We start from the raw sequence: 11,791 nt of genomic DNA on the forward strand, positions 1-11,791 counted from the left end.
GCCGACAACAAATCGGAGAAAATCAGCCGGCCAGCGACTTGTGGGTAATTGAAAGCAGCCGAACCCCGTCTTGCGGCATTCTGCGGCCATGAGACTCTGACCCCTGATTGGGGTGGGTGGAATGGACGATGCGGCGGAGAGCGGGCTCGGGAGTGGTCGTACGAGGGGTCGGGAGGTCCGCGCCGAGGTCCTGACTGGTGCGGAACGGCGGCGGCGCTGGAGCACGGAGGAGAAGCTGCGCATCCTGGCGCAGGGTGTTGCACCGAACTCGTCGGCCTCGTTGACCTGCCGCATGCACGGGATCAGCAGCGGCCAGTCCTACACATGGCGTAAGCAGTTCCGGACCGGCGAACTGACGGGCTTCGTTCCCGTGAGCGTGATGCCTGATCCGCCCGTGGCGGCCTTGCCGGCAGGCGAGCCACCGTCTGTTGTCGACAGGCGTTTCGAGGGGAATGAACCTGCCAGCATCGAGGTGGAACTGCCGTCGGGGATCAAGCTGCGCCTGACGGGCGCGGTCGATGCGGCAGCGTTGCGGCAGGTGATCTCGGCCTTAGCATGATCGCGCCTCCGGCAAACCTGCGGGTGTACCTGGCTTGTGGCGTCACCGATATGCGTCGCGGCTTTGACGGCTTCCATGTGCGCGCGAAACGGTGACGCCGCGGCACTCACCTGCGACGGACTAGGATCGGCAGCACCCCGGTGAAAGCAGCCAGACTGCTCTGCGCCCATCCAGGTCGTTCCGGCAGCGAATAGCGTCGCTTGAAAGCGGCCGTTCCTGGCAGGAACCGCGAGTGTTCAGAACCATCGACTTGGACCGACGCGGCTGATCGCTGACATGTGAGCGGGTACTGTCGTGTGCTCAGCACGCCCTCACGCCATCGAGGAATAGGCGAACGGCTGCCCGAATGCGGTGATCGACCTGCGCCGGATCGGTGTCGATGCCGAGCATCGCCAGGCGTGTTTGCCGCCCGACCACGAGGCTTAGGAACAGGTCCGCCGCGAGGTCGCAGTTTGTCACGCTGATCTGACCATCGTCAACGAAGTGCTGGAGAACGGCCGCGAGCGCCGCGATGCTTCGCTGCCACCCTTCTTGATGCGCCATCTGGGCAAGTTCGGGAAAGCGCAGCGCCTGAGCAATCAGAATGCGGTTGATCGCCACAGCTTCGGGGGCGAGGGCCGAAGCCATCATGGCCCGTGACATCGCAAGCAGAACATCCTCGACCGATCCTGAGACCGGCGTCGCGGCTGCTTGTCCCAGCGGGGCGAGCCAGCGATCGATCTGGCGCCGAAACACGGCGGCAAACAGGGCGCCCTTGTCCTTGTAGCGGGCGTAAAGAGTCGCCTTGCCGACGCTGGCGGCCTCAGCGACGGCGTCGATGGTCGTCGCGTCGAAGCCGCGCTCCATGAACATCCCGGCCGCGATCTCGACGAGACGCTCATCCCGGCGAAGCGCCTCCGCCTGCGAGGGACGCCCGCCCGTGTAGCGCCTTGGCTTACTGCTCATGATGTCCGGCAAGGGCCGCGATGCAGCGGCACCTCGCCCCGACAGAGTTCCACCGGTCGACGCATCCAACATCTCTGTCACGTTGTCCCCTCGCATCAAGCTTGCGTTCATCTATCCCAGTGCATATCAGAACACTACCGTTTCGTTCATCAAGATCGCGGATATGGATAGCCTCGTTCCCCCCCGTCGCACAATCGATGACGCCGACCGGCAGCCAACGCCGGCCGAGACCGCCATCTACCTGACCGAGACGACGGCCCGCACTGCTTCTCCTGAGCCTGTGCCGGCGTCGCTCCCCGCGGTCCCGGTCCATCCGACATCGCCCCAGTTGGCGGCTGTGGCCCAGGCGCCCACGCTCGTGCAACCCAAGCGTCGCAAAGGCAAGCTGATCCTCGCGGTCCTGCTCCTGGCTGGGCTTGGCGGCGGCGGCCACTACGGCTGGCATTGGTGGACCGTGGGTCGCTTTCAGGAGACCACCGACAATGCCTATCTCCAAGCCGACAAGGTGACTGTGGCCCCCAAGGTGGCGGGCTTCGTGTCGGCCGTCTTCGTCACCGACAACCAAGCGGTCAAGACCGGTGACGTCCTGGCCACGATCGACCAACGGGACTACAGGCTCGCCATCACGGAGGCGCAAGCGGATCTCGAGAAGGCGCAAGCACAGCTCGAAGGCTACAAGGCCGCCGTTGTCCAGCAGGAGGCCCAGGTCGAATCGAACAAGGCCGACGTCAGCAATGCCGAGGCCGGAGTGACCTTCGCGAGCCAGGAAGCCAAACGCTATGGCGACCTGCTCGCGTCCGGGGCCGGCACCTCGCAGCGCGCGCAGCAAACCGCCTCTGACCTGCTGCAGCGCACGGCGACCCTCAACAAGAACCGCGCCGCCCTCGACGCGGCAGAGAAGCAGGTCACGACCTATGGCGCCTTGGCTAAGAGCGCGCTCGCGGCGATCGCCGGTGCCCAGGCCAAGCTCGACAAGGCCGAACTCGACATGAGCTACACCACAATCCACGCGCCGATCGACGGCGTGGTGGGGGATCGATCGCTCCGCATCGGACAGCTTATTCAGGCCGGCACCGCCCTTCTCACCGTTGTTCCCACCGGTCGCGACATCTACCTCGTGGCAAACTTCAAGGAGACCCAGCTCGGCGACATGAATGTCGGCCAGCCGGTCGAGTTCACGGTCGACGCATTCGGGGGTCATGTCTTTCACGGCCGCGTGGACAGCTTCTCACCCGGCACCGGCGCACAATTCGCGTTGCTGCCGCCTGAGAATGCGACGGGCAACTTCACCAAGGTGGTGCAGCGCGTCCCCGTGAAGATCACGCTCGCGAGCGACGATGCCTTTTTGTCCCGCTTGCGCCCTGGTCTTTCGGTCGAAGCCACGGTCGAGACGCGCAACGGCGTCTCCCATGGCGTCGAGCCGACCCGGATCGGCATGGCCGAGGCCAAGACCCCGTCGCGCTGATCCCCCTTTCCCCGGTGCCTAACACGGGGGGAAGTCGCCCGCCCTGGTAGGAGCGGGACCTTATCAAAGTCTCCTCAGTTCTCCGGGCCGTTCATGACCCCCAACCCTGAAAAAGCCTCGCTGCGGGATTGGCTAGCCGTCACGGCCGCGATCCTCGGCGCCTTCACGGCCATCCTCGATATCCAGATCACCAACTCGTCCCTGAGCGACATCGAGGGAGCGCTCGGAGCCTCGTCCGAGGAAGGCAGCTGGATTTCGACGGCCTATCTGATGGCCGAGATCATCGTGATCCCGCTGACGGGCTGGCTCGGCTCGATCTTCGGGCTGCGTCGCTATCTTGCTTTTAACACTGCGATGTTCATCGGGTTCTCGATCGCCTGCGCGCTTTCGACGAGCCTGACCGAGATGATCTTCTTCCGGGCCGGCCAGGGCTTCACGGGCGGCGTCCTGATCCCGACCGCGATCACCATCGTGCGAACCAAGCTGCCGAAATCGCAGCAGGCTGTCGGCATCGCGCTGTTCGGCCTCACGGCCACCTTCGCGCCAGCCATCGGCCCGACGGTCGGTGGCTGGCTGACGGACAATCTGTCCTGGCACTACATCTTCTACCTGAACCTCGTTCCCGGTCCCATCGCCCTCGGCCTGCAGCTCTACGCGCTCGACAAGGCGCCGCTCCGGTTGAGCGAACTCGCCAAGGGCGACTGGCTCGGCATTGGCCTGATGGCCACGGGACTTCCGGCCCTGACCTTCGTGCTCGAGGAAGGGCAACGCAAGGACTGGTTCGGGTCGCCGATCATCATCGAAGGCACGTTGCTCGCGGTGTTCGGCATCCTGGGCTTCGTTGTCCGCGAACTGATGGCCGCGACCCCCTTCATCAACCTGCGGGTGCTCAAGAACCGCTCTGTTGGCGGCGGCTGTCTTCTGATGACGGTGCTCGGCGCCGTGTCGTTCGGCTCGATCTACGTCATCCCGGTCTATTGCGCCCAGATTCAGGGCTACAATGCCGAGCAGATCGGCTACGTCGTGATGTGGAGCGGCCTACCCCAGCTGGTGCTGTTTCCAGCCATGCCGATCCTGATGAAACGCTTCGACCCGCGCCTCCTGGTAATCGCCGGCACCCTCTTGTTCGCGGCGAGCTGCTTCATCAACGTCAACCTCACCCACGATGTCGGCATGGATCAATTGGTCCTGCCACAGCTCCTGCGGGCCGCGGGCCAACCCCTGTTCACGGTGCCCTTGAGCCAGATGTCGACGGCCGGTCTTGCGCCGCGCGACACGGCCGATGCCTCGGCACTGTCGAACATGATGCGCAACCTCGGCGGCTCGATTGGCATCGCCATGTTGTCGACCGTGATCGACCGACGCGAGCACTTCCACTTTTCGGTGTTGGCCGAAGCCATGACGCAGAACGCCACGCTGACGCAATCGCGGCTGGCGGGCCTGATCGTGGGCATGCAGGCCCATGTGCACGACCTGGCGATGGCCCGGGCGCAAGCCCTCGGCCTGCTCGCCACGCAGGTGCGGCGCGAAGCCTACGTGATGGCCTACAGCGACGCCTTCTGGATCATCGGGGTCGGCTTGATCATCAGCCTTGCAGCTGTGGCCTTGCTGAAGAAGCCGCAGAAGACGTCCGGCCCGATCGAGGCCCATTAAACATGCGTACGCCACGCGAAGCCGAACTTGCGTTGATGAGGACGCTTCTGGATGGTCCGAAGCCGGTCACGGCTGGTCCGATCGGACGGTGCGTCAAGCGCGGCTGGTGCTCCATCGTGACCGCCACGCCCGCCGGTTGCAGTGGCACAAGCATGGTCCGTTACGGCTTGACGCCAGCGGGCCGCGCTTTGCTTGCTGAGATCGGAAGCGATTGCCCGTGCCCGTGCCCACGTAATTGCTCCGAAGAGTCTCAATCGGCGTTGACGGTTGGTGAAGACGATAGCCGGGGTTTGCCGTGCGACGGTCGTCAGGCGAACTCCCCTCGGCGACACACGTCGAGCTTGGACATCCGCTGTTCCTCAAGGGACGGGACCTGCGGCCGTCGAGGGTAGACGCGGCAGGCACGCTGAGCGCCATGAACCTTGCTTTTCGTCAGGTCGACGAAGAACTCGTCAGCCCTGCCCGACGTGAGGCGATCTCCAATACGCAAGGTCTTCGTTGCCGGCCCGAGTCCTTCGCGGACGCCAGACGAGGATCGACGCAAGGAACACCAAGCCTGCCAGGGCCATCGCGGTCCCCCCGAAAGTCAGAACGAGCCGCTGCACCGCGTCCTGCATGGGATGGCTCGACGTCATTCCCGTCGAGACCAGCCCGGCGATCACGGTGAGGCTGACCTGGTAGGTGTTCACCGAAGCCGGGCCCGTGACCATCCTCCTGGTGAACCACAAGGCGACCAGGAAGATCAGGAGGTACAGGGCCGGGAACTGAGCTTGCCACGAGAACAGCAGCAGAATCGCCAACGAGATAACCCCGCCCAGCATGGTTGCCGTCAGGCGCTCGAACGTCTCCGTTCGCTGCGCGCTCCGGGTCGGATAGGCTAATACGAGGCAGGCCATGATCGGCATGATAACGTCGGAGGGCGGGAAGACGAACCACAATCCGAACAGGATCGGCGCAAGAGCCAGCACGCGGAGCAAAGCTTGCATTCCAGCTTGCGGATCCCCGGCCGGTGCAGCCGCCACGGCGGCCGGTGAGGCGTCCACCCGTGACACCGGGAGAACAAGGTTCAGAACCGGCACCAACAACGCCGTGACGATGGAGGTGACCGTGTAGGCGTCGCGCATGGCTTCCGCGGCGGCGGGCGACTCCGCCGACAGAACGGAAAGCAAGGTCGTGAAGATGATAACGAGGATCGCCAATGGATTGCCGGTTCGGAGCAGGAAGTAGAAGGCACCGTAAAGGATGGCGAGGATCACGCTGACGAACACCAGCATCTCCTCACGGACGAGGGTGGTCACGCCGAAGGTCATCCAGATGATCGCGATGGTAATGACCGCGCCGACGAAGGTCTTGGACGGGCTGTAATCCCCCCGTTGTGAGCAGATCTGCGAGACCGCCATCGCTGGAAGAATGCTGGCGGGCTGAACCCCGAGCGGCTCCACGAGCACATAGGTCAAAGTGATGCCTATCGCACAGCGAAGTGCGAAATGCGGGTCAAGCGTTGTGTCGGGACGAGGAAGGGCTGTCATGCCGATCTTCAGTAGAGATAGGACAGGGCGGTCGAAATGCGCAGAAGTACATTTGACAACCACCACGTCAGACCGTCCGTCCCTGAGGCATTCACAATGACGGCAACCTTAGACCCAACCCGGATGTTGGGCGGCAGATTGTCCAGGGGCGGCAGCTTGATCCGAACCGGAATGCGGCGCGCCGGATCGAACCACCGCACGTCGGTCTCGGTGCGGACGAGGTTTCCCGATTTCGCCTGACGCCCGGTGTCGATGCCCCAGGCGATGCTCTCGACCACCCCATCGAAGATCCGACCTGGCGCAACGTCGAAGGCGATGCGAACGACGTCGTCCGGCTTCAGGTTGCCGAGTTGGTTTTCCCGGAAGTCGGCGACGATCCAGCCGCCCCGGGTGTCGATCATGGTGAGGGCCGGCTGCCCGGCGGTGGCGTATTGACCCACGGTCAACAAAAGATTGCTGACTAGGCCATCCGTCAAGGCGACGACGGTGGTGTTGATCAAGTCGGTCCGGGCCTTTTGCACGCCCGCCTGTGCCGCGATAACCTGTGGGTTCTCAGCACCGGTTTGCCCGAGTTCGCGCTTGGCTTGTTCGAGCTGCGCCTGAGCGGCAGCGAGCTCGGCCTCCGCGGTGCGAAGCTGGCCTTTGGCATCATCACCGCGCGATGCGGCATAGACACCTCGTTCCACCAGCTGAAGAATGCGGCTCGAGGAGGCCCGCACGTTCTGGAGTGAGGCTTGCGCCTGCGCGACCCGGGCCTGGGCAGCGTTCAAGCCGGCGGAACTCGCAGAATTCGTCTGAAGTGCCTGCGCAAGCTCCGCTTCCGTCCGACGGACCTCAATCTCAAAAAGGGTCGGGTCGATCCGAAAGAGTTCATCGCCCGCCTTGACTCGGGCGTTGTCCTGAACCAGCACCTCGACCACTGGTCCTGAGACCCGTGGCGCGAGCTGCGCCACATAGGCCGAGACGGTTGCTGTATTCGAGTAGGGCGTCCATCTGTCCGAGACGGCGTACCAGGCGACGAGCGCTGCCAGAACGCCAAGGATCGTCAGGCCAACCCACCGGGTCATGGACGACGAAGTGGGTTCAGGCCGCTCGTTGACGTGTGTGTCCGCGATCTCGTTCGTCATGCCGAAAATCGTATCCAATTGAGCCGTTCTCTGGGCCGGTTGCCCCATCGCGGCGTGGTCAATGCACGCGGGGCTTCACTCCGTCCAGAAGCAAGTGTGTTGATTTCCACTGAGAGTTGACCCGGCGGAGGGTCCTTCCGCACTTTTGGTGCAGACAAGGCGGATCATGCCTTGAGCACGCGGGCACGGAGCAGGTTGAGCTTCGCGCGGCCGTACATCGCCCTCTTGATCATCTTCAAACGACTGATTTGCCCCTCGACCGGGCTCGTTGACCAGGGCAACGCGAGCGCAGCTTCTACGGCGGCGCGGTCGCGGGTGAGCCCGGCGACCAGTCCTCGCAGCGGACCGCCCCGGCAACGCGCCAGCCACGGACCGAGTGCCTCAGAGTCGTGGGCCCGCAGCAAAGCCGGGAAGGCGCGTGCCTCTTCGACTGCGCGTCCGATCTCCGGAATCGTTCCGACAATGGCGGCCAGGAAACGACCATCAAGTCCCGATACATCGTTGCCGAGTAGAAGCAGGCGCGTCGTCCGCCGTGGCGTGGGTGGGTGCCAGACCTGACCGCGAACGACACGGGGCCGAGCGGGCGCGCCCCTCAGTTCAGCCACACAGGCTCGCACCGCCATGGCGCCGCCTGAAAAGCCGAGCACGCGCATCTCCTGCCAGAGCCGGGTCACGTTGTGCTCACCCTCGCTCAGACGTTGGTTGAGGTACAAGCGGAACGGATCGGTGATGCGCGCCCGCTCGCCCCGGCACCACGTCGGTACCGCACCCATACGCAGCCAGCTTCGGACGGTGTTGCGGGCAAGGCCTGTCGCGCGCACGATGGCGCGGATGCCCGCACCATCCTGAGCCAGCGCCGCGACGTGGCAGAACCGCGCATCGCGTGCGTCTCGCCTCTGCCGGTGTTGCTGCTCGACCAGGCTCCGCGGCAGCGGCTCGGGCGGTGGAAGAGTTGCATCTACCTGCACGAGCGTACGGGCAAGACGGCCGAAGGCACTACGGTGTCGCTCGATCACTCGGAACAACGCCTCGGAGCCGTTGCAGTGCAGGTGAAAGCGGTCGCCGACCTGGACGGCCCCGGGTGCGCCGCGTCGCACGCCATCAGCGTAAGCGCCCGCGCGGTCACGCGCCACGATCTCGGTGCCGGGATGGTCGCGCAGCCAACCCGCGAGGGTAGCCGCCTCGCGATCGGGCAGCAGGTCGACGACACGTTGCCGCTCAAGGTCGACGAGGATGGTTCCATAGCACTGGCCGCGTCGCCACGCCCAGTCGTCGACGCCGAGCACACGCGGCGATCGCTCCTGCTCGGCGGGCGCGCGGCTCCGCAGCGGGCGCAGGAACTCATCACCGCTCGCCGGAATGCCGAGACGTGCAGCCAAGCGGGTACCACCCTTGCCGCCGAGCGCGAGACCGAGGTGACGCTGAACATCGTCAAGCCGGCCCGTGCGTCTTGCCCGGGGCAACGCGATGTCCGTCAGGCGCTTAGTGAAGATGCGGCGTGGGCAGTCGTCTACCGCACACCGCCACCGTCGTGTCCGGACTGTGATGCGGACGCGCCTCCCCTGCCAGGGTAGATCGGCGAGCGTCCGTGTGTAGTGCGAGTGTAGCCGTGCCGAGGCTCGGCCACAGGCCGGACAGGAAGCTAATGCGTTGCGCGGGTGGGTGATAATGGTCAAGCAACCGGGCTCAGGCTGGACCTGATCGACGACGAGGTCACCGGAAACGAGAGGCAGCAGGCGTTTGCTCATCCTCTCGGCGTGCAACGTGTTCCCGATTTAAACGACGTGACGCTTCGACTCGGGGTTGCACCAGAAGTGCGGAAGGACCCGGCAGAGCCCGAAGTTTTCATCGAGAAGTGACCCGTGTCTGAACCACCCCTGGCTTGTTGGTCGGGGGTCATGGAGTGATCGACATGGCATTATTGAGCGTTATCCGGCGCTGGGCCTTCCGCGAAGGGATGCCGATCCGGGAGATCTCGCGACGCACAGGATTGTCGCGCAACACCATCCGCAAGGACCTGCGATCGAACGCGAATGAGCCGCTCTACCGAGCGCCGGAACGGGCCAGCAAGTTGGATCCGTTCACCGGCTTGAGGCCGACCTCCCGTCGCGGCCTAGGGCATGCTCGCGAACTGGGCCTGTAGGTTGCCCGGAAGACCGAATGCACCGCAGATCCAGCGACGTGCACGTGCGGGCGTATCGTGATTGCGCACCAGGGAGTACTCAGAACTCCTGCCACTCGTCTACGCCAGTAGCGACCGGAGCCCCATTCGCAACCAGCTTCTGTATCGGGACGGTGCGCTTAAGCCCTGCCACAGCCTTGACGCTTGGTCGGAGAGCGAGCGACGTTGGTTTCGTGATCTGCTCTTGTCCCATGCCGCTGGGGCTGCCATCCGCGATCCTGAAACGGCCGACGAGGTTCGCGAGCTCCTCGGTTTCCTGTGCTAAGCTCTTGCTGTCCGCTGTCGACTCCTCAGCCATGGCGGCATTCTGCTGCGTTACCTGATCCATCTGGTTGATGGCCGTGTTGACCTGATCCAGACCGGTCGACTGTTCCTGGGCCGAGGCGGCGATGTCGGTTACAACCGCGTTGATCTCCGTCACCTGCGCCATGATGCGCTGCAGGGAATGGCCGGTCTCGCCCACAAGCTGGACGCCGCTGCCGACATGCTGGGCCGAGGCCGCGATCAGCGCCTTGATCTCTTTGGCGGCCTCAGCCGAGCGCTGGGCCAGGGCGCGGACCTCGGAGGCCACGACCGCAAAGCCGCGGCCCGCCTCACCGGCCCGCGCAGCCTCGACCCCCGCGTTGAGTGCCAGCAGGTTGGTCTGGAACGCGATCTCGTCGATGACGCCGATAATCTGGCCGATCTGCTGCGACGAGGTCTCGATGCCCGTCATGGCCTTGACGGCGCGACCCACCACGACGCTCGACTGCTCTGCGTCGCTCTTGGCGGTCGACACGACGGCCCGGGCGTGGGACGCGCCTTCCGCGGTTTTGCGCACGGTTGCGGTGATCTCGTCGAGGGCCGCTGCGGTTTCCTCAAGGCTTGCGGCCTGCTGTTCAGTGCGGCGCGATAAATCTGCGGCTGCTTGGCCGATGCTTGAAGCTCCCGAACGGATCTCCTCGGAGCTTTGCGCAATGAGCCGCACTGTGGCGCGCAAGTTTTCATGTGCGATGTTGAAGTCTGTGCGCAGTTTTTCGAAAGCAGGAGAGAATGGCCGCTTGATGGGCTGAGTGAGATCGTTTTTAGCAAGGCGCTCAAGTCCAGTGCCAATTTGCGTCAGATCCGTAATGTCAGTCGCAAACTTAACGATTTTCACGATTTGTCCGCTAGCATTGAAGATTGGGTTGTACGATGCTTGGATCCAGACCTCTCGACCGTGCTTACCAAGACGCTTGAACGAGGTGGCAACGAATTCGCCTCTGTTTAGCTTTGCCCAGAAGGCAGCATAATCTGGTGAGCGGGCGTAGCTAGGGTCGACGCACATACTATGGTGACGGCCCTGGACCTCTTCGAGTGTGTATCCCATCAAGCTGAGGAAGTTGCTGTTGGCGTTCACAATGGTTCCATCAGTTGTGAACTCGATCATAGCCTGAACTAAGGAGACCGCGTTGAGCAGACCTTCGAACTCTGAGGTCTTGAGTTTGTGTTTGGTAATATCGGTTGCTACTTTCACGACCTTAAAAACGTTTCCTCGGCGGTCTTTTACTGGATTGTACGTCGCTTGAATCCAGATTTCACGGCCGCCTTTCGCAATTCGTTTGTACTCCCGCGATTCAAAAGCACCGCTTTTTAAAGATGCCCAGAAGTTCGCGTATTCCTGGCTTTCAGCAAAGTCGTGAGGTACAAAGATACGATGATGCTTGCCTTGAATTTCCGATAATTCATATCCAAGCGCGTGACAGAAGTTCTGGTTTGCAGTACGAATGGTTCCGTCAGGAAGAAACTCGATGATCGCTAACGAGCTATCGAGTGCGTCCAAAAACCCTTTCTGTTCTTGATACACTGAGCGTCGAAAAGGGAGCATTGTGCTATCTCGAAATCGATCGGATTGAACTACCGTCATATATGACCTGTAGATTAGACCTAGGTGTCAGACCTTAACATTCCGCTGCAAAAAAATGCTCACGCCGCACACATATGCGTTGTAACCCGAACGATCCTTATCCTGACACTGCATTACAGTTGCGCTCTGCTTAAGGTTCTGAATCTCTGAGCGACCATGATCCGGAGGTCATAGTGTGGGCGGAGCATCGATCGAGCAAACGCTGGAACTGTGGGCGTCGTCGCTGCGGGACGTGAAGGCGCGGCTGCGGCCCTTGTTCAGCCAGGAGCGGGTTGCGGTCTCGGCAGGGTTGTTCCTGGACGGGCTGCTTGGTGACGAGCGGCGCAAGACCGGATGGATGCGGGCGGAGGCCGCTGGCGACCCCGGTCCGTGGCGGCAGCAGGCCATCCTGGGTGTAAAATCGCTCGCAATAGTGACCCCCTGAGGGGGTAATTTCGCGGCCAATG

The 11,791-nt window shown here is 63.2% G+C and carries 9 protein-coding genes and 2 pseudogenes; 6 read left to right on the top strand and 5 right to left on the bottom strand.

The annotated features are described in order from the left end of the window. Positions 1 to 121 precede the first annotated feature (121 nt). On the top strand, positions 122 to 559 hold the full coding sequence (gene tnpA / locus P7D22_RS20475) for an IS66-like element accessory protein TnpA (protein ID WP_319936115.1): 438 nt from the start codon (positions 122 to 124) through the stop codon (positions 557 to 559). A gap of 300 nt (positions 560 to 859) precedes the next feature. Here tnpA and P7D22_RS20480 read toward each other — a convergent pair whose 3' ends face one another. After that, positions 860 to 1,504, bottom strand: coding sequence for a TetR/AcrR family transcriptional regulator (locus P7D22_RS20480; RefSeq protein ID WP_319936116.1), 645 nt, complete (start codon positions 1,502 to 1,504; stop codon positions 860 to 862). Between the two features lie 163 nt (positions 1,505 to 1,667). On the opposite strand from P7D22_RS20480, the gene P7D22_RS20485 reads away from it, so the two are divergent. Beyond that, a complete protein-coding gene (locus P7D22_RS20485) occupies positions 1,668 to 2,969 on the top strand; it encodes an HlyD family secretion protein (protein ID WP_319936117.1) in 1,302 nt (433 codons plus the stop codon). A 93-nt stretch (positions 2,970 to 3,062) separates the two neighbouring features. After that, complete coding sequence (locus tag P7D22_RS20490) at positions 3,063 to 4,622, top strand: MDR family MFS transporter (RefSeq protein WP_319936118.1); 1,560 nt, start codon at positions 3,063 to 3,065, stop codon at positions 4,620 to 4,622. A gap of 452 nt (positions 4,623 to 5,074) precedes the next feature. On the opposite strand, the gene P7D22_RS20495 is transcribed toward P7D22_RS20490, so the two are convergent. The 3 genes from P7D22_RS20495 to P7D22_RS20505 all read right to left on the bottom strand — a co-directional run bounded on the left by P7D22_RS20495 (position 5,075) and on the right by P7D22_RS20505 (position 9,026). Continuing rightward, positions 5,075 to 6,151, bottom strand: a complete 1,077-nt coding sequence (locus P7D22_RS20495; RefSeq protein WP_319936119.1) for an FUSC family protein — start codon at positions 6,149 to 6,151, stop codon at positions 5,075 to 5,077. An 8-nt stretch (positions 6,152 to 6,159) separates the two neighbouring features. Beyond that, entirely contained in the window at positions 6,160 to 7,278 is a 1,119-nt protein-coding gene (locus P7D22_RS20500; protein WP_319936120.1) for an HlyD family secretion protein, read from the bottom strand. 164 nt (positions 7,279 to 7,442) lie between these two features. Continuing rightward, positions 7,443 to 9,026 carry an ISL3 family transposase gene (locus P7D22_RS20505; RefSeq protein ID WP_319936121.1) on the bottom strand — a complete coding sequence of 528 codons (1,584 nt, stop codon included), beginning with the start codon at positions 9,024 to 9,026 and terminating at the stop codon, positions 7,443 to 7,445. On the opposite strand from P7D22_RS20505, the gene P7D22_RS20510 reads away from it, so the two are divergent. Further along, entirely contained in the window at positions 8,937 to 9,137 is a 201-nt protein-coding gene (locus P7D22_RS20510) for a hypothetical protein (protein WP_319936123.1), read from the top strand. The two genes, P7D22_RS20505 and P7D22_RS20510, sit on opposite strands and share 90 nt — an antisense overlap. 53 nt (positions 9,138 to 9,190) lie before the next feature. Next, positions 9,191 to 9,361 (top strand): annotated as a pseudogene (locus P7D22_RS20515) (IS21 family transposase); the annotation flags it as partial. Positions 9,362 to 9,500: 139 nt separating this feature from the next. Here the strand turns inward: P7D22_RS20515 and P7D22_RS20520 are convergent. Then, entirely contained in the window at positions 9,501 to 11,285 is a 1,785-nt protein-coding gene (locus P7D22_RS20520; RefSeq protein WP_319936122.1) for a methyl-accepting chemotaxis protein, read from the bottom strand. A 235-nt stretch (positions 11,286 to 11,520) separates the two neighbouring features. Between P7D22_RS20520 and P7D22_RS20525 the strand changes: the two are divergent. Further along, positions 11,521 to 11,739 (top strand): annotated as a pseudogene (locus P7D22_RS20525) (IS701 family transposase); the annotation flags it as partial. Positions 11,740 to 11,791 lie beyond the last annotated feature (52 nt).

Source organism: Lichenihabitans sp. Uapishka_5 (assembly GCF_033947565.1).
GTDB lineage: Bacteria > Pseudomonadota > Alphaproteobacteria > Rhizobiales > Beijerinckiaceae > Lichenihabitans.